The organism is Burkholderia sp. Nafp2/4-1b, from assembly GCF_003635165.1.
Taxonomy (GTDB): Bacteria; Pseudomonadota; Gammaproteobacteria; order Burkholderiales; family Burkholderiaceae; genus Burkholderia.
Genome location: NZ_ML058605.1, coordinates 313153 through 336542 on the forward strand (window position 1 = coordinate 313153; position 23390 = coordinate 336542).

At 69.5% G+C, this 23390-nt stretch carries 25 protein-coding genes, 1 other RNA gene and 1 riboswitch; of the genes, 12 read left to right on the forward strand and 14 right to left on the reverse strand.

Features of this window, described 5'->3' with window-relative positions:
• Positions 1–123 precede the first annotated feature (123 nt).
• On the reverse strand, positions 124–1797 hold the full coding sequence (ilvD, locus tag C7H84_RS15500) for a dihydroxy-acid dehydratase (protein WP_121859594.1): 1674 nt from the start codon (positions 1795–1797) through the stop codon (positions 124–126).
• A 136-nt stretch (positions 1798–1933) separates the two neighbouring features.
• Between ilvD and C7H84_RS15505 the strand changes: the two genes are divergently transcribed.
• Both C7H84_RS15505 and lgt read left to right on the forward strand, forming a co-directional pair.
• A complete protein-coding gene (locus tag C7H84_RS15505; protein WP_121859595.1) occupies positions 1934–2851 on the forward strand; it encodes a LysR substrate-binding domain-containing protein in 918 nt (305 codons plus the stop codon).
• A 124-nt stretch (positions 2852–2975) separates the two neighbouring features.
• The gene (lgt, locus tag C7H84_RS15510) at positions 2976–3866 is read left to right on the forward strand and encodes a prolipoprotein diacylglyceryl transferase (RefSeq protein ID WP_121859596.1); all 891 of its coding nucleotides are present in this window, start codon (positions 2976–2978) and stop codon (positions 3864–3866) included.
• 133 nt (positions 3867–3999) lie between these two features.
• Here lgt and C7H84_RS15515 read toward each other — a convergent pair whose 3' ends face one another.
• The 5 genes from C7H84_RS15515 to C7H84_RS15535 all read right to left on the reverse strand — a co-directional run bounded on the left by C7H84_RS15515 (position 4000) and on the right by C7H84_RS15535 (position 6439).
• Positions 4000–4740: an SIMPL domain-containing protein gene (locus C7H84_RS15515; RefSeq protein WP_121859597.1), complete on the reverse strand. Its 741-nt coding sequence runs from the start codon at positions 4738–4740 to the stop codon at positions 4000–4002.
• Positions 4741–4984: 244 nt separating this feature from the next.
• Positions 4985–5446 (reverse strand): EVE domain-containing protein, encoded by a 462-nt coding sequence (locus C7H84_RS15520; protein WP_121859598.1) that lies wholly within the window; start codon positions 5444–5446, stop codon positions 4985–4987.
• A 69-nt stretch (positions 5447–5515) separates the two neighbouring features.
• A non-coding RNA gene (ssrS, locus tag C7H84_RS15525) (6S RNA) lies at positions 5516–5697 on the reverse strand.
• Positions 5698–5777: 80 nt separating this feature from the next.
• Positions 5778–6092: a cell division protein ZapA gene (locus tag C7H84_RS15530; RefSeq protein WP_011885730.1), complete on the reverse strand. Its 315-nt coding sequence runs from the start codon at positions 6090–6092 to the stop codon at positions 5778–5780.
• Positions 6089–6439: an ATPase gene (locus tag C7H84_RS15535; RefSeq protein WP_121859599.1), complete on the reverse strand. Its 351-nt coding sequence runs from the start codon at positions 6437–6439 to the stop codon at positions 6089–6091. Before C7H84_RS15535 ends, C7H84_RS15530 begins: the two co-directional genes overlap by 4 nt.
• A 165-nt stretch (positions 6440–6604) precedes the next feature.
• A riboswitch (cobalamin riboswitch) is annotated at positions 6605–6857 on the forward strand.
• Between the two features lie 533 nt (positions 6858–7390).
• Here C7H84_RS15535 and C7H84_RS15540 point away from each other — a divergent pair.
• Genes C7H84_RS15540 through cobC form a run of 5 tightly spaced genes read left to right on the forward strand, consistent with a single transcriptional unit; the run spans position 7391 to position 11653 of the window.
• Positions 7391–8392 (forward strand): iron ABC transporter permease, encoded by a 1002-nt coding sequence (locus C7H84_RS15540; RefSeq protein WP_121859683.1) that lies wholly within the window; start codon positions 7391–7393, stop codon positions 8390–8392.
• On the forward strand, positions 8389–9201 hold the full coding sequence (locus tag C7H84_RS15545; RefSeq protein ID WP_121859600.1) for an ABC transporter ATP-binding protein: 813 nt from the start codon (positions 8389–8391) through the stop codon (positions 9199–9201). The genes C7H84_RS15540 and C7H84_RS15545 overlap by 4 nt, the downstream gene beginning before the upstream one ends.
• Positions 9202–9253: 52 nt before the next feature.
• Entirely contained in the window at positions 9254–10318 is a 1065-nt protein-coding gene (gene cobT, locus C7H84_RS15550; RefSeq protein ID WP_121859601.1) for a nicotinate-nucleotide--dimethylbenzimidazole phosphoribosyltransferase, read from the forward strand.
• Complete coding sequence (locus C7H84_RS15555) at positions 10308–11084, forward strand: adenosylcobinamide-GDP ribazoletransferase (RefSeq protein ID WP_121859602.1); 777 nt, start codon at positions 10308–10310, stop codon at positions 11082–11084. The genes cobT and C7H84_RS15555 overlap by 11 nt, the downstream gene beginning before the upstream one ends.
• Positions 11069–11653 carry an alpha-ribazole phosphatase gene (cobC, locus tag C7H84_RS15560; RefSeq protein WP_121859603.1) on the forward strand — a complete coding sequence of 195 codons (585 nt, stop codon included), beginning with the start codon at positions 11069–11071 and terminating at the stop codon, positions 11651–11653. The genes C7H84_RS15555 and cobC overlap by 16 nt, the downstream gene beginning before the upstream one ends.
• Before the next feature lie 225 nt (positions 11654–11878).
• Here the strand turns inward: cobC and C7H84_RS15565 are convergent, their stop codons facing one another.
• Genes C7H84_RS15565 through cobU form a run of 4 tightly spaced genes read right to left on the reverse strand, consistent with a single transcriptional unit; the run spans position 11879 to position 15312 of the window.
• On the reverse strand, positions 11879–12796 hold the full coding sequence (locus C7H84_RS15565) for a cobalamin-binding protein (RefSeq protein ID WP_121859604.1): 918 nt from the start codon (positions 12794–12796) through the stop codon (positions 11879–11881).
• Entirely contained in the window at positions 12793–13812 is a 1020-nt protein-coding gene (gene cobD, locus C7H84_RS15570) for a threonine-phosphate decarboxylase CobD (RefSeq protein WP_121859605.1), read from the reverse strand. Before cobD ends, C7H84_RS15565 begins: the two co-directional genes overlap by 4 nt.
• 1 nt (position 13813) lies before the next feature.
• Positions 13814–14758, reverse strand: coding sequence for an adenosylcobinamide-phosphate synthase CbiB (cbiB, locus tag C7H84_RS15575; RefSeq protein ID WP_121859606.1), 945 nt, complete (start codon positions 14756–14758; stop codon positions 13814–13816).
• Positions 14752–15312, reverse strand: a complete 561-nt coding sequence (cobU, locus tag C7H84_RS15580; protein WP_121859607.1) for a bifunctional adenosylcobinamide kinase/adenosylcobinamide-phosphate guanylyltransferase — start codon at positions 15310–15312, stop codon at positions 14752–14754. The genes cbiB and cobU overlap by 7 nt, the downstream gene beginning before the upstream one ends.
• Positions 15313–15385: 73 nt before the next feature.
• On the opposite strand from cobU, the gene C7H84_RS15585 reads away from it, so the two are divergent.
• The 4 genes from C7H84_RS15585 (at position 15386) to C7H84_RS15595 (ending at position 18484) form a co-directional block, all read left to right on the forward strand.
• Positions 15386–16888: a cobyric acid synthase gene (locus tag C7H84_RS15585; protein WP_121859608.1), complete on the forward strand. Its 1503-nt coding sequence runs from the start codon at positions 15386–15388 to the stop codon at positions 16886–16888.
• A 90-nt stretch (positions 16889–16978) separates the two neighbouring features.
• A complete protein-coding gene (locus tag C7H84_RS36380) occupies positions 16979–17119 on the forward strand; it encodes a hypothetical protein (protein ID WP_162999288.1) in 141 nt (46 codons plus the stop codon).
• A 164-nt stretch (positions 17120–17283) separates the two neighbouring features.
• The gene (locus C7H84_RS15590) at positions 17284–17697 is read left to right on the forward strand and encodes a DoxX family protein (RefSeq protein ID WP_121859609.1); all 414 of its coding nucleotides are present in this window, start codon (positions 17284–17286) and stop codon (positions 17695–17697) included.
• A 127-nt stretch (positions 17698–17824) separates the two neighbouring features.
• Entirely contained in the window at positions 17825–18484 is a 660-nt protein-coding gene (locus tag C7H84_RS15595; RefSeq protein ID WP_121859684.1) for a ParA family protein, read from the forward strand.
• A gap of 203 nt (positions 18485–18687) precedes the next feature.
• Here C7H84_RS15595 and panD read toward each other — a convergent pair whose 3' ends face one another.
• The 4 genes from panD to C7H84_RS15615 all read right to left on the reverse strand — a co-directional run bounded on the left by panD (position 18688) and on the right by C7H84_RS15615 (position 21295).
• Entirely contained in the window at positions 18688–19077 is a 390-nt protein-coding gene (gene panD, locus C7H84_RS15600) for an aspartate 1-decarboxylase (RefSeq protein ID WP_121859610.1), read from the reverse strand.
• A 42-nt stretch (positions 19078–19119) separates the two neighbouring features.
• Positions 19120–19959 carry a pantoate--beta-alanine ligase gene (gene panC / locus C7H84_RS15605; RefSeq protein WP_121859611.1) on the reverse strand — a complete coding sequence of 280 codons (840 nt, stop codon included), beginning with the start codon at positions 19957–19959 and terminating at the stop codon, positions 19120–19122.
• Between the two features lie 270 nt (positions 19960–20229).
• On the reverse strand, positions 20230–21102 hold the full coding sequence (locus tag C7H84_RS15610; RefSeq protein WP_096502211.1) for a ScpA family protein: 873 nt from the start codon (positions 21100–21102) through the stop codon (positions 20230–20232).
• Between the two features lie 4 nt (positions 21103–21106).
• Positions 21107–21295: a DUF3460 family protein gene (locus C7H84_RS15615; protein WP_044849219.1), complete on the reverse strand. Its 189-nt coding sequence runs from the start codon at positions 21293–21295 to the stop codon at positions 21107–21109.
• A gap of 263 nt (positions 21296–21558) precedes the next feature.
• Here C7H84_RS15615 and C7H84_RS15620 point away from each other — a divergent pair, with 263 nt between their 5' ends.
• Entirely contained in the window at positions 21559–23376 is a 1818-nt protein-coding gene (locus tag C7H84_RS15620) for an autotransporter assembly complex family protein (RefSeq protein WP_121859612.1), read from the forward strand.
• Positions 23377–23390: the final 14 nt, after the last annotated feature.

The following is a 23390-nucleotide window of genomic DNA, read 5'->3' on the forward strand; positions in this document are numbered from 1 at the left end:
CGGTTCTCCGCCGGCGGGACGGCCGGCTTCACGATCCGCGCATTATAAAAGCAAAGGGAAAGCGCGTTTTGCGCGTTTCCCCGACGGCCGCCCGCAACGGGGTCGCATGCCCCGCGCGCCGCATCAGCCGGTGACGGCACCCTGGTTCGCCGGACGCGCGAGGGCCGCGAACTTGGCGAGCACGCCGCGCGTGTAGCGCGGCGCCGGCTGCTTCCATGCGGCGCGCCGGCGCGCGAGCTCCGCATCGTCGACGTTCAGCTGCAGCACCAGCCGGTGCGCATCGATCGTGATCGAGTCGCCTTCGTGCACGAGTGCGATCGTGCCGCCGACGAACGCCTCCGGCGCGACGTGGCCGACCACCATCCCCCAGGTGCCGCCCGAGAAGCGGCCGTCGGTGATGAAGCCGACCGATTCGCCGAGCCCCTTGCCGATGATCGCCGACGTCGGCGCGAGCATTTCCGGCATGCCTGGGCCGCCCTGCGGGCCGAGATAGCGCAGCACCAGCACGTCGCCGGCGCGGATCCTGTCGCCGAGGATCGCGTCCATCGCGCTTTGCTCGTCGTCGAACACGCGCGCCGGGCCGGTGATCACCGGATTCTTCAGGCCGGTGATCTTCGCGACCGCGCCGTCTTCCGCGAGATTGCCCTTCAGGATCGCGAGATGGCCTTCCTTGTACAGCGCGCGATCGATCGGGAAGATCACCTTCTGATCCGCGCGCGGCACGCCCGGCACGTCCTTCAGTTCCTCGGCGATCGTGCGGCCGGTGATCGTCATGCAGTCGCCGTGCAGCAGCCCCGCGTCGAGCAGGATCCGCAGCACCTGCGGGATGCCGCCGGCCTGGTGCAGGTCGGTCGCGACGTACTGGCCCGACGGCTTCAGGTCGCAGATCACCGGCACGCGCTTGCGGATGCGCTCGAAGTCGTCGATCGTCCAGTCGACCTCGGCCGCGTGCGCGATCGCCAGATAGTGCAGCACCGCGTTGGTCGAGCCGCCGGTCGCCATGATCAGCGACACCGCGTTCTCGATCGATTCCTTGGTGATGATGTCGCGCGGCTTCAGGTCGCGCTTCACGGCCTCGACCAGCACACGCGCGGATGCGGCGGCCGAGTCGACCTTCTCCTGATCGGGGTTCGCCATCGTCGACGAGTACAGCAGCGACATGCCGAGCGCCTCGAACGACGAGCTCATCGTGTTCGCTGTGTACATCCCGCCGCACGACCCCGACGTCGGGCACGCGTTCTTCTCGACCCCTTCGAAATCCTCCTGCGACATCCGGCCCGCGGTGAACTCGCCGACCGCCTCGAACGACGACACGATCGTCAGGTCGCGGCCCTTCCAGTGACCGGGGCGGATCGTGCCGCCGTACACGTAGATGCCCGGCACGTTCAGGCGCGCGAGCGCGATCATCCCGCCCGGCATGTTCTTGTCGCAGCCGCCGACCACCACCACGCCGTCCATCCACTGGCCCTGCACGCAAGTCTCGATGCAATCGGCGATGACTTCGCGCGACACCAGCGAATACTTCATCCCTTCGGTACCCATCGACATGCCGTCCGAGATCGTCGGCGTGCCGAAGATCTGCGGGTTCGCGTCGGCCGCCTTCACCGCCGCGACGGCCGCGTCCGACAGCCGCTGCAGGCCCGAGTTGCACGGCGTGATCGTCGAGTGGCCGTTCGCGATGCCGATCATCGGCTTGTCGAAATCGTCCTTCTGGTAGCCGAGGGCGTAATACATCGAGCGATTCGGCGAACGGGCCACGCCTTGCGTGATGTTTTTAGAGCGGCGGTTGTACGACATGGGGAGCTCCATCGTTGTTTTGGCGGCGCCGGCGCGAACGGTGCGCCGGGTGGGTCGATCAAGAATGGAGTTTTGATTATGGAATGTCCAATATATTATTTGTCGCTTATTAAGACGTTTTGCGAATCAGAGAAGCATGGCCGATCCGACGCCCGACCTGCGCCAATGGCGCTATTTCGTGACCGTTGCCGACGAGCGCCATTTCGGCCGTGCGGCCGAGCGCCTGTCAATGACGCAGCCGCCGCTGTCGCAGGCGATCCGCGCGCTCGAGGACGCGCTCGGCGTCGCGCTGTTCGTGCGTACCAAGCGCTCGGTCGCGCTGACCGCGGTCGGCGCGGCGCTGCTGCCGGACGTGCGCCGGCTGCTCGCGTCGGCCGATGCGCTGCCGCCGCTCGCGCGGCGGCTGGCGCGCGGCGAAGCCGGGTCGCTGTCGCTCGCGTTCGTGTCGACTGCCGATTACGGGCTGCTGCCGTCGCTGCTGCGTGCGTTCGGCGCGCGCTATCCGCAGGTGCGGCTGCAGCTCGCGGAGGCGACGAGCGACGTGCAGATCGACGAACTCGTCGCCGGCCGCATCGACGCGGGGCTCGTGATTCCGCCGGTGCCGCCGCGCCACGCGGCGGGGCTGTCGTATCTGCCGGTGGTGCGCGAGCCGCTGGTGGTCGCGATGCCGGCGAGCGCGGCGCCGGACGCGCCGGAAGACGAACCCGTGCACCTCGCCGACCTGGCCGCGTTGCCGCTCGTGATCTTCCCGCGTCGTCTGGCGCCCGGCTTTTATGACATCATTACGGGCTGCTACGGCGCGGCGGGGGAAACCCCGCGCATCGGCCAGGAGGCGATCCAGATGCAGACGATCGTCAGCCTCGTGTCGGCCGGCATGGGTGTCGCACTGGTGCCGCAGTCGTTGCGTAACCTGCGGCGCACCGGCGTCGTCTACCGGCCGCTCGCCGGCAATGCGCCGGTCGTCGAGACGGGCCTCGTGTGGCGCACGGGCGACGTCAGCCCCGTGCTCGCCGGCTTCATCGACGTCGTGCGCGCGCACGGTGTCGCCGCGTAAGGCGAGCGACCGCGCGAATCACGGCGTGAACGACAGCGCGAACGATGGCGCGCCGGCGCCGTCCAATGCGCGGTGCGGCGCAGTGCGAGCGCCGTACCGCATTCGAAAACTTCATCGCTAATCCATGATCATTCACCCGAATTTCGACCCCGTAGCGATCCATCTCGGGCCGCTGGCCGTGCGCTGGTACGGCCTCATGTATCTCGTCGCCTTCATCTCGGCGATCGTCGTGGGCCGGCTCCGCCTGAAGCTGCCGCATGTCGCGGCGCAGGGCTGGACCGCGAAGGACATCGACGACATGATGTTCTACGGCGTGCTCGGCACCGTGCTCGGCGGCAGGCTCGGCTACGTGCTGTTCTACAAGGCCGACTTCTACTTCTCGCATCCGCTCGACGTGTTCAAGGTGTGGGAAGGCGGGATGTCGTTCCACGGCGGCTTCCTCGGCGTGACGCTCGCCATGGTGCTGTTCGCGTGGCAGCGCAAGCGTCACTGGCTGCAGGTCACCGATTTCGTCGCGCCGATGGTGCCGGCGGGGCTCGCGGCCGGCCGGCTCGGCAACTTCATCAACGGCGAGCTGTGGGGCCGCGTGACCGATCCGAATTCGCCGTGGGCGATGCTGTTCCCGGGCGCGATGCGCGACGACGCGGCATGGCTGCCGAAGCATCCGGCGCTCGTCGAGCAATGGCATCTGGCCGATGTGTTCATGCAGTACCAGATGCTGCCGCGCCATCCTTCGCAGCTCTATGAAATCGCGCTCGAAGGCATTGCGCTGTTCTTCGTGCTGTTCTTCTTCTCGCGCAAGCCGCGGCCGATGGGCGCGGTGTCCGCGCTGTTCCTGATCGGCTACGGGCTCGCCCGCTTCACCGTCGAATTCGCGCGCGAACCGGACGACTTCCTCGGGCTGCTCGCACTCGGCCTGTCGATGGGGCAGTGGCTGTCGCTGCCGATGATCCTCGCCGGCATCGCGCTGATGGTGTGGGCGTATCGTCGCCGTGCGGCGAACGCGATGGCGTAATGCGATGGCGTAATGCTGTTGCGTGATGCGCGTCGTGCGGTGTGACGCACGACGCGCGATCGCAAACGAGAAACGCCGGCCCAAGGGCCGGCGTTTTCGTATCTGCCGCGCGTAATGCGTCGCGCGATGCGCGTTACTTCATCTGCACCGAACCGTTGACCGTGACCGACACGGTCGCCTTGCCGCCCTCGACCGAGATCGGCGCGCTCATCTTCGCGCTGTCCATCGGGGCCGCGGCCATGGCCATCATGCGCGGGTACGGCTGCACGTTGCGCCCGCCGCCGACGTTCACGTCGCGTATCGAATAGCTGCCGTAGCCGAACGCCTTCGCGGCTTCGTCCGCGCGTGCGCGGAACGACTTGATCGCCTCGGTCGTGAGCTTCTGCTCGGCCGCGCGCTGCGCTTCCGGCGACAGCGAGAACTCGACGTTCGCGACCTGCATCTGGTTCGACAGCTGACCCGCGAGCTTCGACGCCGCCGCGAAATCGCGCGACTCGAGCACGACTTCGGTACGGCCGCGCCATGCGGAGATTTTCCCGTCGCGATCGGTGCTCGGATACACGGAGAACGCACCGGTGTGCGCGGTGACGCCCGACACGCCCTTCGCCTGCGCGAGCGCCGCGTCGGCGCGCTGGTTCAGCGCGGACGTCAGGCTGCCCGGATCCTTCGCCTGCTGTTCGTAGAACAGCGTGATGTGGATGATGTCCTGCGGCACGTCGGCGCTGGCCTGCGACGACAGCGACAGCACGCCGGCCGGCTCCGGGAAGTGCGGGTTCGCGGTTTGCGCGTATGCGGCCGGCGACGCGAGCGTCAGCGCGACGGGGACGGCGGCGGCAAGGGCGAGCGACAGCGCGAGTGCGGATTTCTTGGTCATTGTTGGACTCCTTGTGCGAGGGCGCGCACGCGGATCACGCGTGCGCGACGCGGGCGTGCCGCGCGACGAAAAAACAACCGTCGACCGATCGGCCGACAGCGGTTGCTTAGGCCGCGCGAACGCGCCGCGAGTTCCGTGGCGGTGGCGCGTGTTGACCGGATTTGACCTTTGGCGTGCGCACGCTGCGTGCGCCTACTGCGTGTGCCTACTGCGTGCGCCTACTGCGTGCGCCTACTGCGTGCGCCTACTTCATCAGCTTTTCGGTGATGAAACGCCATTCGGCGCGCGTGACGGGTGTGATCGACAGCCGGTTGCCGCGTGCGAGCACGCGCATGTCGGCGAGTTCGTCGTGTTCGCGCAGCGCGGCGAGCGGCACGAGCGGCGACTTTTTCACGAAGCGCACGTCGACGAGCAGCCAGCGCGGCGCTTCCCGCGTCGACTTCGGATCGTAATAGGGGCTTTTCGGATCGAACTGGGTGGGGTCGGGGTAGGGCGTCGACGAGACTTCGGCGAGGCCCGCGATGCCCGGCTCGGGGCAACTCGAGTGATAGAACAGCACGCCGTCGCCGATCTTCATCGTGTCGCGCATGAAATTGCGCGCCTGATAATTGCGCACGCCGGTCCACGGCAGCGAGTGCTGCGGCGCGTGCGCGAGATCGTCGATGCTTGCTTCGTCCGGTTCGGACTTCATCAGCCAGTATTGCATGGATCGTAATCGACGCAGAAGGGGCTGCTGCAAAAGGAAACGGCATCGGGAGTTCCCGATGCCGTTGAATAGGCCCCCGCCTTGGCCGCTAGGCCGGCATCCTGAACCTGAGGTTCAGAATTGGTCGCAGTTAGCAGCACTTCGGGTACATCAGACAGAGTGACGCGCGCGCCCGTGCTACAAATTTCCGCAACCGTGCACATGGCATTGGTTCAAGGAATATATGACCTTGGCGAACCAGGCAGGGAAGCTGACTGAACTGTGTTTCGTTGCGCCAATTTGACCACCGTTGATCGCCGAGATCAAGGGGAATCGACACATCGATCAAACGTTACTGCGTCTCGTGCTGTGCGAGCACCGCGCCGAGCTGTTCGTTCATCTGGTGCATTGTACGACGGATTTCTTCCGCCGGAAATGCTTCACCGTGCCGCACGCTCGTTTGCAACCGCAGCAATTCGGACGCGAGCGACAGCGCGGCCATGACCGCGATGCGATCGGTGCCGCGCACCGAGCTGTTCGCGCGGATTTTCGACATTTCCGCGTCGACGCGCGCGACGGCCTCGAGCAATGCCGCTTCGGTTTCGGCCGAGCAGGCGAGCCGATACGGCTGGCCGAGAATCGACACTTCGATCTGCTTGGTGCTCATGCATGTTCTCCGTGGCTGGCCGCGTCGTCGCTATCCGTGCGCGCCTGCGCATCCAGCAGATCGAGCTGGTTGTCGGCTTGCTCGGTACTCTTCGTGCGCGGCAGCTTTTCGAGAATCGCGTTCAGTTTGACCTGGGCGTCGTCGATCTTTGCCGACAGGGTGTCGCGCTCGGCCGCGAGCGCATTGCGTTCGTCGCGCAGCTGCGCGAGTTCCGCGCGGACTGTGTCCGCTTCCGCGCGCATTTGCGCGACCTGCTCCTCGAGCGCGAGCCGTTCCGAGTGATAGCGCTTGTTCAGCGAGATCAGACGGCCAATATTTTGAGATAAGGTTTCGAGTTCGTTGAGCATCTGCTGCGTCCTCTAAAGACCCAGCATTTTAGCGCGGAATAACGCGCATTCCGACATCTGTAACGTTTCCAGTCGTAACACCCCGGCTTCTTGTCGCGAATATGCGCGTCCGGCATGCGTTGCGCATGCGTTTCGACGGTTTCTTGACGCTCGCGCGGCCCGCTCCTAAACTGGCGCCGCCTCGGTGCTCGCGCGCGTGTCGCGCGGTTAAACGGGAAGCAGGGCGCGTGCTCCGCCTGGAGATCGCCAACCTGCGCTGCCCCCGCAACGGTAAGCGGCCGCGTCGGATGACGCAGGCCGGCTCGGGCGCGTTTCGCGTGCAGGTTCGCACGCGGGCGCGGGCCACTGCGCGATATGCGCGGGAAGGCGAGCCGGTACGCCGCCAGCCCGGATACCGGCCGAGGCGAGGAGCCAGGGCGGCTTCATGACGCGTGGCCTGCGGGGAAGCGGGGCGCGCAGTGCTTCACGGGACCTTCTTCGATGCTGACCCCAATCGTGCGCAGCGCCCGGTGCATGCCGCCGCGTGCCGGTCGCTGCCGCCGCGCGCACTGCTGCCGCTTCGTGCGTACCGGCGCCGACGCACGCCGTCGCGGCGCTCGGATTTGCTGCGGTGTGTGTCGGCGCAGGGTCGGCACTGGAAGCCGCGCTTGCCGCGCCGATCGTACTGGACGATCGCGCACGCGCGGCGCCGATCGACCCGATGCGGCGGCTTCCTCTATATTGCGCAGAACGCCGGTCGCGCGACACTGCATCCCGGCGGAAATGGAATCGTCGATCCTTGCCGCGCGATCACATCGCCGCGTCACGGTTCCCCCGTGCGCCTTCAACAACCTGCTCAACGAGGATGACGAGCTTGCGTATGCCTACCACACGCCGTTGCGCGACGCCGGTGCTGCGTCCGGCCGGCGGCGAGCCGAAGCGTCCCGCGTCATGCACGACGTCGTGCACGGCATGAGCGCCGCGCGCGCCGCGGCGATCTGGGCCATGCTCGCGGCCGTGGTCGCGTTGCTGTTCGTCGCGTCGCTGTCGATCGGCAGCGTGCCGATGTCGCCGTGGCAGGCGCTCGCGTCGCTCGTGCCGCACGGCGGCGGCGACGCGCTGTTCGCCGACATCGTGCGCACGCTGCGGCTGCCGCGTGCGCTGGCCGGCTTCGCATGCGGTGCGCTGCTCGCGCTGGCGGGTGCGTTGCTCCAGGTGCTGCTGCGCAATCCGCTCGCGGAACCGTATGTGCTCGGCGTGTCCGGCGGTGCGGCCGGCTTCGCGCTCGTCGCGATGATCGCGGGCGCCGCGTGGTGGCTCGTCGATGCGTCCGCGTTCGCCGGCGCGCTGGTGTCGGTTGCGCTCGTGCTGGGCTTGGCGCGCCGCGAGCTGGGGCGCGGTGATGCGCGCAACGCTTCGCCGCGGCTGCTGCTCACCGGCGTCGTGATCGCGGCCGGGTGGGGCGCGCTCGTCACGCTGCTGCTGTCGCTCGCACCCGAAGCGCGGCTGCGCGGCATCATCTTCTGGCTGACGGGCGACCTGAACGGTGTGACTGCGCCGTGGTTCGCGTGGGGCGCGCTGTTGCTGGCCGCCTGCGTCGCGTTACCGGCCGCGCCGCAACTCAACGTGCTGCTGCGCGGCGACGCGACCGCGCTCGCGCTCGGCGTGCCGGTCGCGCGACTGCGCGTGCGGATCTACCTCGTCGCGTCGCTGGCTGCCGCGGCCGCGGTGACGACGGCCGGCACGATCGGCTTCGTCGGCCTCGTCGTGCCGCACGCGCTGCGGCTCGCGTTCGGCAACGACCAGCGCATGCTGCTGCCGGCCGCGATGCTCGCGGGCGGCGGCGGCGTGATGGCGGCCGACCTGCTCGCGCGCACCGCGATCGCCCCTGCGCAATTGCCGGTCGGCGTGATGACGGCGTTGGTCGGCGTGCCGGTGTTCCTGTGGATGTTGCTGAGGAGACCGATGCGATGACGCACGCCGCACCGCACACCGCCGACGACATCCGCTATGCGGCAGTCGATCTGACGCTGAAGGCCGGCGAACGCACGCTGCTCGACGGCTTCACGCACGCGTTCCGGCCGGGCGAGATCTGGTGCGTCGCGGGGCCGAACGGCGCCGGCAAGACGACGCTGCTCGCGACGCTTGCGGGCCTGCAGCAGCCGGCCGGCGGCCACGTCGAGATCGACGGCCGGCCGCTCGCCGCGTGGCCGCCCGAACACCTCGCGCGGCGCCGCGCGCTGATGCCGCAGCAACTGCACGACGCGTTCAGCGCGACGGTATTCGACACGGTGCTGCTCAACCGCTTTCCATATCTCGGCGGCTGGGGCTGGGAGCGCGACGGCGACCGCGCGGCCGCGCGCGACGCACTCGCGACGTTCGGGCTGAGCACGCTCGCGTCGCGCGACGTGCTGTCGCTGTCGGGCGGCGAGCGGCAGCGCGTCGCGCTGGCCGCGACGCTGTGCCAGGACGCGCCGCTGATGCTGCTCGACGAGCCGCTCGCGCATCTCGACCTGCATCACCAGATCGACGCGCTGACCGCGCTCGCCGCATGGCTCGATGCGGGCCCGCGCACGGTGCTGTTCTCGTGTCACGACCTGAATCTCGCGCGGCGTTTCGCGACGCACGCGCTGCTGCTCGACGGCCGCGGCCACGCATGGGCGGGCCCGGTGCACGACGTGCTGACGCCGGCGCGCGCGAGCGACGCGTTCGGCTATCCGCTCGTGCTGATCCGCGAGAACGGCCGCGACGCGCTGCTGCCCGCGTGGCCCGAGCGGCGATGAACCTTCTTCTTTCGATGTGCGGCAGCGGCCGCGCCAACGAGGCAACCTTCCGATGACGAACCCGACCGTCCACACTGACTTCCCGCCCGCGATCGCGCCGCTCGACGACGCACTGCGCAAGCGCCTGCAGCACGTGATCGATCACAAGACCAAGCCGCCCGGCAGCCTCGGCCAGCTCGAGGCGCTCGCGCTGCAGCTCGGCCTGATCCAGCGCACCGAGCGGCCGCACGTGAAGCGTCCGGTGACGATCGTATTCGCCGGCGACCACGGGATCGCTGCCGAGGGTGTGAGCCCGTATCCGCAGGCCGTCACCGCGCAGATGGTCGCGAACTTCCTCGCCGGCGGCGCCGCGATCAATGCGTTCTCGGGCGTCGCGCAGAGCGTGCTCGAGATCGTCGATGCGGGCGTCGCGTCGCCGCTGCCGGTGTCCGACCGGCTCGTGTCGCTGCCGGTCGCGCGCGGCACGCGCAACTTCGCGGCCGAACCGGCGATGACGCACGACGAAGCGAAGACGGCGCTTGCCGCCGGCGCGGCGCGCGTGCGCCTGCATGCGTCGCTCGGCACGAACGTGATCGGCTTCGGCGAAATGGGGATCGCGAACACATCGTCGGCCGCGTGCCTGATGAGCCGCCTGCTCGACGTGCCGATCGACGCATGCGTCGGCCGCGGCACGGGCCTCGACGACCAGGGGCTCGCGCACAAGCGCGCGGTGCTCGGCCGCGCGCTGGTGCGGCATTCGCATGCGATCGCGCCGCTCGACGTGCTCGCGACGTTCGGCGGTTTCGAGATCGCGATGATGACGGGCGCGTACCTGGCGGCGGCGAGCGAGCGGATGACGATCCTCGTCGACGGTTTCATCGCGACGGCCGCGCTGCTCGTCGCCGAGCGGATCGCGCCCGGCGTGCGTGACTACTGCGTGTTCTCGCATACGTCGCACGAGGCCGGGCACCGCCGCATGCTCGAGCATTTCGGCGCGAAGCCGCTGCTCGCGCTCGACCTGCGGCTCGGCGAAGGCACGGGCGCCGCGCTCGCGCTGCCGCTGGTGCGCGCGGCCGCGGCGTTCCTCACCGAGATGGCGAGCTTCGAATCCGCAGGCGTCGACAATCGTGACGCCTGAGCGCGCGCGCGGCCTGGGCGCGGAACTGCGTTACTTCTTCGTCGCGCTCGGCTATTTCACGCGCGTGCCGGTACCGCGCGCGATCGGCTATGAGGCCGGCGATCTCGACCAGGCCGCGCGCTATTTTCCGCTGGTCGGCGCGTGCATCGGCGCGTGGGGCGCGCTCGTCTATCTGGCGGCGCTGCGCGTGCTGCCCGCGTCGATCGCGGTCGGCCTGTCGATGGCCGCGACGCTGCTCGCGACCGGTGCGTTCCACGAGGATGGCCTCGCCGACAGCTGCGATGCATTCGGCGGTGGCTACGCGCGCGACGACGTGCTGCGCATCATGCACGACTCGCGGATCGGCACGTTCGGCGCGGTCGCGCTCGTGATCGCGCTCGGCCTGAAATGGCAGGCGCTCGCCGCCATGCCGCCGCTGCGCGCCGCGTGGACGATGATCGCCGCGCATGCGGCAAGCCGCGCGGCGGCCGTGAGCCTGCTGATCTCGCTCGACTACGTTCGGCCGGAAGGCAAGGCGAAACCGGTCGCGCAACGCATGGGTGCGCGTTCGGCCTGCGTCGCTGCTATCTTCGGGCTGCCGTGGCTGTTCTGGCCGGACTGGCGCGCGGGCCTCGCGGCGTTCGTCGCGCTCGCGCTCGTGCGCGCATGGGCCGCCCGCTATTTCGTGAAGCGGATCGGTGGTTATACGGGCGACTGTCTCGGCTTTGCGCAGCAGGTGAGTGAACTGGCGATCTATCTCGTGGTGCTCGGATGGATCTCGTCCTGATTCGTCATCCTGCCGTCGCTGTGGAGCCGGGCGTCTGCTACGGCTGCAGCGACGTGCCGCTCGCCGTACCGGCGGACACGGGCGCGCAGCATGTGCGCGAGCGTCTCGCGACGCTCGGGGCGCCGTTGCCCGAGCAAATCTGGACGAGCCCGCTGACGCGCTGCGCCGCGATCGCCGAACGGCTCGCGCTCGCGTTCGACGTGCCGCTGCGGCGCGACGCGGGCTGGCAGGAAATGGACTTCGGCGCGTGGGAACTGCAGCGCTGGGACGATATCGATCGCGCGGCGCTCGATGCGTGGGCGGCCGACCTGTTGCATGCATGCGCGCATGGCGGCGAGAGCGTTGCGCAATTCGCGGAGCGCGTGGCGCGCGTGGCCGATGCGCTCGCGCAGTGCGACGCGCCTCAATGGGTACTCACGCATGCAGGCGTGATCCGTGTGCTCGCATCGCATGCGTTGCGCGTGCCGCTCGATACGCTGCTGTCGCGACCGGTGCCGACAGGCGGCGTCGTTTGGTTGCGTAGCGATGAGGCGGCGCGCACGTGGGAAGTCGTTCACTGGGACGAGTAGGCGCACGCGCGCCGATCGGACGTGGGGAAGGGCGCCGAGACCCGAACTCAGCGAGGGGCGCCGAGTCCCGAACTCAGCGAGGGGCGCCGAGTCCCGAACTCAGCGGGGGCGCCGAGACCCGAACTCAGCGGGGGGCGCCGAGTTCCGACCTCAGCGAGGGTATCGAGTCTCGCACTCAGCGAAGGTGCCGAGTCCCGACCTCGGCGAGGGTGCCGAGTCCCGAACTCAGCGCGCCGGCCGCCGTGCCCGCGCGGCGTCGAGATCCTCGCACAGCGCGGCGGCGCCCTGCGCGATGCGTGGCGACGGCCGCGTCAGCAGGTCGCCGTCGATCGCGAACAGGTTGTTGCGGGCCACCGCCGTCAGCGCGGGCCATGCCCGCCAGCGCGCGAGGCTCGGCAACGGCGCGTCCGAGCGTGTCGCGCCGGCACTCGTCGTCACGATCGCTTCGGGATTCGCCGCGAGCACGGCCTCGTCGGTGACGGTCGGCGCGAGCGGCTTCAGCGCGGCGAACACGTTGCGGCCGCCGCACAGCGCGATGACCTCGTTGAACAGGTGCGCGCCGTTGAGGGTCGTCAGCGGCCGGTCCCATACCTGGAAGAACATCGTGACGGGCGGCCGTGCCGCATAGCGTGCGCGCAGCGCCGCGATATCGCGCGAGAACGACGTCGCGGTCGCAGCGGCGACGGGCTCGGTGCCGAGCAGCGTGCCGAGCCGGCGCAGCGACGTTGCCACGTCGTCGAGATGCGTCGGTTCGCTGAAGAACAGCGGAATGTGCAGCGCACGCAGCGCGTCGGTTTGCCGCTCGGCATTGCCATGCCGCCAGACGATGATCAGGTCGGGCTTCAGCGCGGCGATCCGCTCGAGGTCGAGCGCCTTGTTGTCGCCCACGCGCGGTACGGCCTGCGCGGCGGGCGGATAGTCGCTGTACGCGACCGTGCCGACCAGCTTCGCGCCGCCGCCGGCCGCGTAGACGAGTTCGGTCGCATGCGGCGCGAGACTGATCACCCGTTGCGCCGGTGCGGGCAGCGTCACGGTATTGCCCGCATCGTCGCGGGCCGTGACGTCGGCGTGCGCGAAGGGCACATGCGCGAGCGCGACGCTCATCGCGAGCGGCGTCACGCGGCGAAGCGCGCGAGCGTTCATGCGGATTTCCGCTGCAGCATCGGCACGCATTGCGCGAGCGCGTCGGCGAGGCGCCGCCATTCGGCTTCGGTGCCGGGCAGGCCCACGCGCGTGCTCGACGGTTGCGGGAAATGCCGCGTCCAGATTCCATGCGCGGCGAGCGCTGCATGCAGCGCGGCGGCGCGCGGATCGTCGGTCCAGCTGAAGAGCGGTGTCGCGCGCACCGCGAAGCCGTGCGTGCGCAGCAGCGCGGCGAGTCGTTCGCCATCGGCCGCGAGCCGCTCGCGCGCGGCGGCTTGCCATGCGCGATCGGCGAACGCGGCGGCGACCGCGTGACGCGCGGGGCCGCTGACGGTCCACGCGCCCAGCGTGTCGCGCAGCGCGGCGATCAACTCGGGACGCGCGAGCACGAAGCCCGCACGGATGCCGGCCAGCCCGAAGAATTTCCCGACCGAACGCAGCACGACGAGCCCAGGGCGATCGGTGCAGCGCGAGAGCGACTGCGCGGCGCCCGTATCCGCGAACGCCTCGTCGACGATCAGCGTGCCGCCGCGCGCCGCCAGCTGTGCATGCCAGCCGAGCAGCCGTTCGGTCGGTACGCCCTCGGCCGTCGGATTATTCGGATTCCCGACGATGACGTGGCGCAGCGTCGCCGGCAACACGTCGGTGCCGATGTCGAGCCGGACGACGCGATGGCCGTGGTGCGCGAACGCCGGCGCGTACTCGCCGTACGCGAGCGCCGCGACGCCCGCGTCGCCCGCCGGCAGCAGCGCGGGCAACGCGCGGATGGCGGCCTGGCTGCCGGCAACCGGCAGCACGTGCGCGGCATCGGGTGCGTCGTAGTGACCGGCCGCGCACGCGGCGAGCGCGTCGCCGTCGTCGGGCAGCCGGCGCCATGCGTCGGCCGGGACCGGCGGCACCGGATAGCCGACCGGATTGATGCCGGTCGACAGGTCGAGCCACGCGTCGTACGGAATGCCGTGGCGGCGCGCGGCTTCGTGCAAATTGCCGCCGTGCGGAATGCAAGCGTCGAACATGTCAGACATGATGGGTAGCGAGAATGACGGCGCCGCTCGCGACGAGCAGCGCGAGCCACAGCGCGAGCGTGCGCGTGACGAGCGACAGCGCGGCGACCACATGCACGGCCGTCGCGGGCGCGCCGGTGCCGAGCGTGGGACGGTCTTCGAGCGCGCCGTGATAGATGGCCGGGCCGCCGAGCTGCACGTTCAGGCTGCCGGCGCCGGCGGCCATCACGGGGCCCGCATTCGGGCTGTCCCAGTGGCGTGCCTGCGTGCGCCAGCAGCGCCACGCGGCGGCCGTGTCGCCGAGCAGCGCGTAGCTCGCGGCGGTGAGGCGCGCGGGAATCCAGTTGAACGCGTCGTCGATGCGGGCGGCGGCCCAGCCGAAGGTCAGGAAGCGCGGCGTGCGGTAGCCCCACATCGCGTCGAGCGTGTTCGCGAGCCGGAACAGCAGCGCGCCGGGGCCGCCCGCGACGACGAACCAGAACAGCGCGCCGAAGATCGCATCGTTGCCGTTCTCGAGCGCCGATTCGACGGCCGCACGCGACAGCGCGCCTTCGTCGGCTTCGCTCGTGTCGCGCGACACGATCCGCGCGGTCAGCGCGCGGGCGGCATCGAGATCGTGCCGCAGCAGCGCGGCGGCGATCGGCGCGACGTGGTCGGCGAGGCTCTTCGCGCCGAGGGCAAACCACAGCAGCGCGACGTGCAGTGCGGCCGCGAGCGGCCACGGCAGCACGGCGGCGAGCCACGCGGCGACGGCCACCGGCGGCACCACGGCCGCGGCCCATGCGGCGACGCCGATCGCGCGGCCGCGCCGGCCCGTGTTCAGCGCGCCTTCGATGCGCGCGGCGAGCCGGCCGAACGCGACGAGCGGATGCCAGCCGGCCGGTTCGCCGACGATGCGATCGACGAGCGCGGCCGCGACCGCGAGCATCGCGACGATCGGCAGCGACAGCATCAGCATGACGACGCTCCGCCCTTGATGTCGAGCGGCAATCCGGCGACCAGTAGCGTGACGCGCGTCGCGAGCGCCGCAATGCGCTGGTTCAGACGCCCGAGCTCGTCGACGTAGCGGCGCGTGACCGACCCGAGCGGCACGACACCGAGCCCGATTTCGTTGCTGACGACGATCACCTTCGCGCGTGCGCCGCGCAACGCGTGCTCGAGCTGCTCGACCTGCGCCGCATACTGCGCGTCGTTGAGCGGGTCGCCGACGAGCGGACACAGCAGGTTGGTGAGCCACAGCGTCAGGCAGTCGACGAGCAGGCATGCGTGCGGATCGTCGAGCCGCGCGAGCGTGCCGGCGAGGTCGACGGGCGCATCGGCGAAGCCCCAGTCGGCCGGCCGGCGCGCGCGGTGATGCGCGATGCGCTGCTCGAACTCGGCATCGGCGGCGGTCGACGTCGCGGTCGCAATATAGGTGACGGGACGGCCGCTGTCGGCGGCGAGGCGCTCGGCGTGCGCGCTCTTGCCCGAGCGGGCGCCGCCGAGGACGAAGGTGAGGTCGTGCGGAATCATCGCGTGATTGTAACGGCGCGCGGGTGGCGACGCGGGCGATAATGCGGCCTTTGCCTTGCCACGACCGCACACGATGAACGCACCCGAACCGCCGCCGCGCGGCACGTTGATGATCCAGGGCACGACGTCCGACGCGGGCAAGAGCACGCTCGTCGCGGGCCTGTGCCGCCTCGCGCGCCGCGCGGGCGCGCGCGTCGCGCCGTTCAAGCCGCAGAACATGGCGCTGAACAGCGCGGTGACGGCCGATGGCGGCGAGATCGGCCGCGCGCAGGCGCTGCAGGCGCTCGCCGCGGGCGTCGAGCCGCATACCGATTTCAACCCCGTGCTCTTGAAGCCGACGAGCGATCGCGGCGCGCAGGTGATCATCCACGGCAAGGCGCGCATGAACCTCGATGCCCGGGCGTACCACGACTACAAGCCGGTCGCGTTCGACGCGGTGCTCGAGTCGTACGCGCGGCTGCGCGCCGGCTACGACACGGTGCTCGTCGAAGGCGCGGGCAGCCCGGCCGAGATCAACCTGCGCGACGGCGACATCGCGAACATGGGCTTCGCCGAACGCGTCGACTGCCCGGTAGTGCTGGTGGCCGACATCGATCGCGGCGGCGTGTTCGCGCACCTGGTCGGCACGCTCGCGTGCCTGTCGGACAGCGAGCGCGCGCGGGTGCGCGGTTTCGTCATCAACCGCTTTCGCGGCGACCTCAAGCTGCTGGAGCCGGGCCTCGACTGGCTGCGCGCGCAGACGGGCAAGCCGGTGTTCGGCGTGCTGCCGTACCTGCACGGGCTGCTGCTCGACGCCGAGGACATGCTGCCGTCGCAGGCGCGCAGCGCCGCCGCGCGCGGCGACGCCGGCGTGCTGCGCGTGGTGGTGCCCGCGCTGCCGCGGATCAGCAACCACACCGATTTCGATCCGCTGCGCGCGCATCCGCAGGTCGAATTCACGTACTGGAAGAGCGGCCCGGTGCCGGACGCCGACCTGCTGATCCTGCCCGGCTCGAAGAGCGTGCAGCGCGATCTCGCGTGGCTGCGCGACGCGGGCTGGGACGCAGTGATCCGCCGGCACCTGCGCTATGGCGGCAAGGTGATCGGCATCTGCGGCGGGATGCAGATGCTCGGCCGCACGCTCGACGATCCGCTCGGCCTCGAAGGCGCGCCGGGCAGCGTGCCGGGGCTCGGGCTGCTCGAGTTCGACACGACGCTGCAGCCGGACAAGACGCTGAAGAACGTGACGGGCCATCTGGCCCTGCCGGGCGCGGCTGCCATCCACGGCTACGAGATCCACATGGGCGACACGCGCGGGCCGGCGCTCGCGGCGCCCGCGCTGGAACTGGCCGCGCCTGACGCGCCGGGCGGCGTGCGCACCGACGGCGCGGTGTCGGCCGACGGGCAGATCCTCGCGACCTACGTGCACGGGCTGTTCGACGCGCCCGACGCGTGCGCGGCGCTGCTCGCGTGGGCGGGGCTCGACGGCGCCGAACGCATCGACTACCCGGCGCTGCGCGAGGCGTCGCTGGAGCGGCTCGCCGATTCGTTCGCCGCGCATCTCGACCTGCGCGCGCTGTACGCCGAGTTCCGCTGATCGCCCGCCGTTGGCGCGACCGGCCTGGCATTTTGCGGCGGATCGCGTACAACACAGGGTGGGCGGAGGTCCGCCCGAAGGAGCGTGACGATGAAGGCTCGATGGTGGTTGAGCGTGCTGCTCGCGGCGCTGCTGGGCGCGTCGGCGGTGGCGCATGCATGCGATTCGTATGCGCCGGGCGGCAGCCCGGCCGGCTCGGGCGATGCCGCACAAGGCAAGAGCGGCGGCTGACGGGCGTATCGGATCTGCGATGCCGGGGCATGATCGATCATGCCCTTTTTTGCGGTCCGATTCGTTCCTTCCAGGAATCAGTTAAAGCCTGAGCGCGTGTTTATTGGCCGAATCGATTCGAATAGAGTGCGATCCATTCCCATCCACTCACGAAGGAATTCGCCATGAACCCCAACCGCCTGAACGATCTCGGCGCGACGCTGCTGCGTGTCGCGCTCGGTGTGCTGTATCTCGCGCACGTCGCGCAGAAGGTATTCGTCTTCACATTGCCCGGCACCGCGCAGTTCTTCGCGTCGATCGGCCTGCCCGGCTGGCTCGCGTACGTGACGGCCTTCGTCGAGCTGGCCGGCGGCCTCGCGCTGCTGGCGGGCTTCCGCGTGCGCGTCGCCGCGCTCGTGCTGCTGCCGTTCATGCTCGGCGCGGTGGCCGCGCATCTGCCGAACGGCTGGGGCTTCGCGTCGCCGCATGGCGGTTGGGAATACCCGGCGTTCTGGGCCGTCACGCTCGCCGTGCAGGCGCTGCTGGGCGGCGGCGCGTTCACGCTGGGCAGCCCGCGCGCCGCGCCGCGCGCCGCATAAAAGGAGGTAGCCATCGGCGCAACCCGTTCCGGTGAAACCCCGTTTGCCGATATCATCGCTCCCTGTATCCGCAATCGAGCGGCGCGTGCCACGCGGCACGCGCCGCGCGGCTTTTTCGGGGGAATTCATGACGGTCATCGTGGTGGCGAATCCGAAGGGTGGCGTAGGCAAGAGCACGCTGTCCACCAATCTTGCCGGCTATTTCGCGGCGCAGGGCGCGTGGGTCGCGCTCGCCGATCTGGACCGGCAGCAGTCCGCGCATGCGTGGCTCGACCTGCGCCCGGCCGGCCTGCCGGCGATCGAAGCGTGGGAGCTCGATCCCGACGCGCCGTCGAAGCCGCCGCGCGGCCTCGAATATGCGGTGATCGACACACCGGCCGGCCTGCACGGCAACCGGCTCAACGTCGCGCTGCAGCTTGCCGACAAGGTGATCGTGCCGCTGCAGCCGTCGATGTTCGATATTCTCGCGACCCAGCAGTTTCTGGAGCGCCTCGCTGGCGAGAAGGCCGTGCGCAAGGGCAGTGTCGAGGTGGGGATCGTCGGGATGCGGGTCGACGCGCGCACGCGCTCGTCCGACCAGCTGCATCGTTTCGTCGAAGGGCTCGGGCTGCCGGTGCTCGGCTACGTGCGCGACACGCAGAACTACGTGCAGATCGCCGCGCACGGCCTGACGCTGTGGGACGTCGCGAAGAGCCGCGTCGACAAGGATCTCGAACAGTGGCGGCCGATCGTCGAATGGGCCGAGCGTCGCGCGCCGAAGGCGGAGAAGGTCGCGAAGGCGTCCTGACGCGCGCGCCGGCCGAGCCGCAGACGGCGAGCGCGCGACGAATTCCGTCAAAGACGAAGGGCCTGATCCGACATCGTGCCGGATCAGGCCCTTCGTTCCTACACCGGCCGTGCGGCTGCGCGGCTGCCCCCGCCACGGCGCGCGACGCGCGACGCGCCGCGGCAGCGATCCGGCGTGTCACCCCGCGCCGGCCGCCGCGTGGATCAGGTCCAGTTCTGCGTCGGCACGTGATCGCGGTGGCCCTTGATCTTGTTGTTGCCTTCGTCGATGAACACGAGCTTCGGCTTCCAGCCGGCCTGCAGCTCGGCTTCGTCGACCATCGCGAAGGCCGCGATGATCACGAGGTCGCCCAGTTGCGCGCGGCGCGCGGCCGAGCCGTTCAGCGAAATCATCCCGCTGCCGCGCTCGCCCTTGATCGCATACGTCGAGAAGCGCTCGCCGTTGTTGATGTTCCAGATGTCGATCCGTTCGTTTTCGATGAGGCCGGCCGCTTCGAGCAGGTCTTCGTCGATCGCGCACGAGCCTTCGTAATGCAGCTCGCAGTGCGTGACGGCCGCGCGATGGATCTTCGATTTGAGCATATGGCGCTGCATGGGTATCTCCGTGATGCGTGAGAGGCGAGGGCGGGCGGCCCGTCAGATTTCGAGGTTGTCGATCAGGCGCGTCGCGCCGAGCTTCGCGGCCGCCAGCACGACGAGCGGCTCGCCGGCTTCGAGTTCGGCGGCGCTCGGCGCGATCAGGTTCGCGCGGCGGCGGATCGCGATGTAGTCGGGCACCCAGCCGCGCTCGGCCAGATGCGTGTGCGCGCGCTGCTCGAGCTTGCCGAGGTCGCGCTCGCCGCCGAGCACGCTGTCGCGCACGCGCTGCAGCGTTTTCGCCAGTTCGGGCGCTTCCTTGCGCTCGTCGGTCGTCAGGTAGCGGTTGCGCGACGACAGCGCGAGGCCGTCCTCGTCGCGCACGGTCTCGGCCGCGATGATCTCGACCGGCAGCGCGAGCTGCTGGCACATCCGGCGCACGATCATCAGCTGCTGGTAGTCCTTCTTGCCGAACACGGCGACGCGCGGCTGCACGCACGACATCAGCTTCGTGACGACCGTGCACACGCCGGCGAAGAAGCCGGGGCGGAACTCGCCCTCGAGGATCCCGCCGAGGTCGTCCGGCGGCAGCACGCGATACTCCTGCGGCTCCGGATACATGTCGCGCTCGGTCGGCGCGAACAGCACGTAGACGTTTTCCTTTTGCAGCTTGTCGATGTCGTCCTGCAGCGTGCGCGGGTATTTGTCGAAATCCTCGTTCGGGCCGAACTGCAGCCGGTTGACGAAGATGCTCGCCACGACCGGGTCGCCGTGCTGGCGCGCGAGACGCATCAGCGACAGGTGACCTTCGTGCAGGTTGCCCATCGTCGGCACGAACGCCGTGCGGTTCTGTCCGCGCAACTGGTCGCGCAGTTCCTGGATCGAGCTGATGACTTTCATGATCGGGTAGCGGGTTCCTCGCGCAGGCGCGCGTTGGCGCCGCAACAGCGGCGTCGGGGTCGAAGCGGAGAACGCCGGCGCGCGGGCGGCGCATCGGGCGTCGGCGGATTGTAGAGGATTTGGCCGCCGGACGCATCGAAAAAAGAACGGTCGTTCACTTATTGAGCGGACGTGCCGCTGGCAGCCCGCGCGGCGCGGGGCCGGCGGCGCGATGCGGTGAATGACGGTGAGTTGCGGTGTGTGGACGTAATGCCGCCGCGGGGGCGCGCCTTACGCGGGCAGGTACGCGAGGCGCACGTAGATCGGCGCGAACGGCTCGGGCTGGGTGATCTCGACGAGCGATTCGCGCGCGAGTTCGAGCATCGCGATGAAGTTCACGACGACGACCGGCACGCCGCGCGACGTGTCGAACAGGTCGGCGAACTCCATGAAACGCGCGTTCTGCAGCTTGCGCAGGATCAGGCTCATGTGTTCGCGCACCGACAGCTCCTCGCGGGAGATCTTGTGGTGCTGGACGAGCTTCGCGCGCTTGAGCACGTCGGCCCACGCGGCGCGCAGGTCGTCGGAGTCGACGTCCGGAAAGCGCGGCGTGATGCTCTGCTCGATGTAGACCTCCGCGCGCAGGAAGTCGCGGCCGAGCTGCGGCAGCTGGTCGAGGCGCTGCGCGGCGAGCTTCATCTGCTCGTATTCGAGCAGGCGGCGCACGAGTTCCGCGCGCGGATCCTCGGCTTCCTCGCCGGTATCGGCCTTCTTGACCGGCAGCAGCATCCGCGACTTGATCTCGATCAGCATCGCGGCCATCAGCAGGTATTCGGCCGCCAGCTCGAGGTTCGACGTGCGGATCTGGTCGACGTAACCCAGATACTGCGCGGTGACCTGCGCCATCGGGATGTCGAGCACGTTGAAGTTCTGCTTGCGGATCAGGTACAGCAGCAGGTCGAGCGGGCCTTCGAACGTCTCGAGGAACACCTCGAGCGCGTCGGGCGGGATGTAGAGATCCTGCGGCAGCTTGAAGAGCGGCTCGCCGTACAGGCGTGCAAACGCCGCGACACCGTCGACCGTGTCGGGCGTCGAATCGGCGCCCGCGGGCGCGGCGATCGCGTCGTCCTGCCGGGCGGCGCTGGCCTCGTCGGCGGCGCTCACGTCGTCAGAAGTTCTGGTAATAGACGTAGGACGTTTGCTTCACGCGCGATTCCTGCTGCTCGGCGCGCTCGTCGAGGTCGATCGGCTGCTTGTCCCACAGCAGGGAACGGCCCTTGCGCTGCTCTTCTTCGAGCGTCGGCTTCTGTTGCTTGAGCTGGTTCAGGAATTGCGTGACGTCGGACTGGTACGGCATGGCTTGGCTTTCCGTTTCGGGCGGCGCACGATGCGCCGGATTCGCGATGGCGGGATTTTACCGCATCGCGGGGAACAGCCGGCGGCAATCGCGCGTCGAATCCGCTGGTCGGCGCGTGCGGCGCGGCCGGCCGGGGTCACCCGCATCGTTGCGCGCAAGCGTCACGCACGCGCCAAAGCGGTGTCCGCGCGGGCAGGCCCGCCGCCCTGTGGTCAAATACAGGGTTTTCCACGAAACCAAGACAACCGAGGGCGAGGTCATATTTGGCGGGTCAGGCGAACCAGCAAGCACCAACGGCGCATGAAGCGAGGGCCCGTCATCCCGGCCGCCGCGCGCGGCGCGGCGCGCGTGCGGCGGCGCGGGCCGCCGTCGTGGGCTGCCTCGCCGCGTTCGTCGCGCTGCCGGCCTACGCGAAGTACGACGTCGACATCGACGCGCCGCGCTCGATCCGCAAGCTCCTGAAGGCTCATCTCGACATCGCGCGCTTCGCGAAGCGCGACGACATCAGCGACGACCAGTTCGACTTCCTCGTGACCGCCACGCCGCAGCAGGTGCGCGACCTGACCGCGACGGCCGGCTATTTCTCGCCGATCGTGCGCACCGACGTGCGCACCCGCGACGGCCGGCGCGACGTGCGTGTGGCGGTCGACCCGGGGCCGCAGACCGTCGTGTCGACGGTCGACCTGACGTTCAAGGGCCCCGTCGACACCGAGGATCCGAAGCAGGAAGCCGCGACCCGCTTCGCGTTCTCGCTGAAGCCGGGCGACCCGTTCACGCAGTCCGACTGGGATGGCGCGAAGGGCGCGGCGCTCAGGCAACTGCAGTCGCGCCGCTATCTCGGCGCGAAGATCACGTCGTCGGAGGCGCGCATCGATCCGCGCACGCAGCGCGCGACGCTGGCCGTCACGTTCGACAGCGGCCCGACGTTTACGATCGGCAAGGTCGATGTCGACGGCGTGCGCCGCTATCCGGAGAAGATCGTCACGAACGTCAATCCGCTGTCGGAAGGCGAGATCTACGACGCGCGGCGGATTACCGAACTGCAACGGCAGCTGCAGAACACGCCGTACTACGCGAGCGTCGCGATCGACGTCGGCGACGATACGTCGAAGCCCGAGCTCACGCCCGTGCACGTGAAGGTCAGCGAGTTTCCGTACAACAGCATTCGGGGCGGCGTCGGCTATGCGACCGACACCGGCCCGCATGTGCAGGGCTCGTACACGTACCTCAATACGTTCGGCGCCGCCTGGCCGCTCACCGTGTCGGGCCGGGTCGACCAGATCCAGCAGTACGGGCAGGTCCAGCTGTCGATGCCGCCCGGCGCAAGAGGGTGGACCAACAGCGTGCTCGCGTCGTACACGAATACCAACGTGTCGGACACGCGCATCTACAGCGCGCGGGTCGGCGTGCAGCGCACGCGCACCGGTCAGTTCATCGACTATGCGTATTCGCTGATGTACTACCAGGATCGGCTCGACCAGAACAGCGCGGGCCCGACCACGAGCCGCGCGCTGGTGCCGCAGTGGGCATGGACCCGCCGCAACGTCGACGATCCGCTGTTCCCGCGCTCCGGCAACCTGATCCACGCGGAAGCCGGCTTCGCGATCAAGGGCGTGCTGACCGACCAGACCTTCATCCGCGGGTACGCGCGCGGCCAGCAGTACGTGCCGATCGGCCGGCGCGACCTGTTCGTGTTCCGCGCGGAGCTGGGCGGCGTGTTCACGAGCGGCAGCTCCAACGGCGTGCCGGCCTCGCTGCTGTTCCGCGCGGGCGGCTCGAACTCGGTGCGCGGCTACGGCTACCAGAGCATCGGCAACAACGTCGACGGCTCCGTGCTGCCGACCAAGTACCTGATGACCGGCACCGCCGAATACCAGCACTGGTTCAACCACGACTGGGGCGCCGCGACGTTCTTCGACATCGGCACCGCGACCGATGCGTGGGGCGAGCGCGTGTTCTATCCGGGCGTCGGCATCGGCGCGCGCTGGCGCAGCCCCGTCGGCCCGATCAACGTCGACGTCGCATACGGGCTGCGCAACCACAGCGTGCGCCCGTACCTGACGCTCGGCATCGCTTTCTGACCTTGTTGCCCGAC

Bases quoted from the DNA above. Each gene is read 5' to 3' on its own strand.
- ilvD (WP_121859594.1), bottom strand. From the start codon at position 1,797: ATGTCGTACAACCGCCGCTCTAAAAACATCACGCAAGGCGTGGCCCGT.
- C7H84_RS15505 (WP_121859595.1), top strand. From the start codon at position 1,934: ATGGCCGATCCGACGCCCGACCTGCGCCAATGGCGCTATTTCGTGACC.
- lgt (WP_121859596.1), top strand. From the start codon at position 2,976: ATGATCATTCACCCGAATTTCGACCCCGTAGCGATCCATCTCGGGCCG.
- C7H84_RS15515 (WP_121859597.1), bottom strand. From the start codon at position 4,740: ATGACCAAGAAATCCGCACTCGCGCTGTCGCTCGCCCTTGCCGCCGCC.
- C7H84_RS15520 (WP_121859598.1), bottom strand. From the start codon at position 5,446: ATGCAATACTGGCTGATGAAGTCCGAACCGGACGAAGCAAGCATCGAC.
- C7H84_RS15530 (WP_011885730.1), bottom strand. From the start codon at position 6,092: ATGAGCACCAAGCAGATCGAAGTGTCGATTCTCGGCCAGCCGTATCGG.
- C7H84_RS15535 (WP_121859599.1), bottom strand. From the start codon at position 6,439: ATGCTCAACGAACTCGAAACCTTATCTCAAAATATTGGCCGTCTGATC.
- C7H84_RS15540 (WP_121859683.1), top strand. From the start codon at position 7,391: ATGAGCGCCGCGCGCGCCGCGGCGATCTGGGCCATGCTCGCGGCCGTG.
- C7H84_RS15545 (WP_121859600.1), top strand. From the start codon at position 8,389: ATGACGCACGCCGCACCGCACACCGCCGACGACATCCGCTATGCGGCA.
- cobT (WP_121859601.1), top strand. From the start codon at position 9,254: ATGACGAACCCGACCGTCCACACTGACTTCCCGCCCGCGATCGCGCCG.
- cobC (WP_121859603.1), top strand. From the start codon at position 11,069: ATGGATCTCGTCCTGATTCGTCATCCTGCCGTCGCTGTGGAGCCGGGC.
- C7H84_RS15565 (WP_121859604.1), bottom strand. From the start codon at position 12,796: ATGAACGCTCGCGCGCTTCGCCGCGTGACGCCGCTCGCGATGAGCGTC.
- cobD (WP_121859605.1), bottom strand. From the start codon at position 13,812: ATGTTCGACGCTTGCATTCCGCACGGCGGCAATTTGCACGAAGCCGCG.
- cbiB (WP_121859606.1), bottom strand. From the start codon at position 14,758: ATGCTGATGCTGTCGCTGCCGATCGTCGCGATGCTCGCGGTCGCGGCC.
- cobU (WP_121859607.1), bottom strand. From the start codon at position 15,312: ATGATTCCGCACGACCTCACCTTCGTCCTCGGCGGCGCCCGCTCGGGC.
- C7H84_RS15585 (WP_121859608.1), top strand. From the start codon at position 15,386: ATGAACGCACCCGAACCGCCGCCGCGCGGCACGTTGATGATCCAGGGC.
- C7H84_RS36380 (WP_162999288.1), top strand. From the start codon at position 16,979: ATGAAGGCTCGATGGTGGTTGAGCGTGCTGCTCGCGGCGCTGCTGGGC.
- C7H84_RS15590 (WP_121859609.1), top strand. From the start codon at position 17,284: ATGAACCCCAACCGCCTGAACGATCTCGGCGCGACGCTGCTGCGTGTC.
- C7H84_RS15595 (WP_121859684.1), top strand. From the start codon at position 17,825: ATGACGGTCATCGTGGTGGCGAATCCGAAGGGTGGCGTAGGCAAGAGC.
- panD (WP_121859610.1), bottom strand. From the start codon at position 19,077: ATGCAGCGCCATATGCTCAAATCGAAGATCCATCGCGCGGCCGTCACG.
- panC (WP_121859611.1), bottom strand. From the start codon at position 19,959: ATGAAAGTCATCAGCTCGATCCAGGAACTGCGCGACCAGTTGCGCGGA.
- C7H84_RS15615 (WP_044849219.1), bottom strand. From the start codon at position 21,295: ATGCCGTACCAGTCCGACGTCACGCAATTCCTGAACCAGCTCAAGCAA.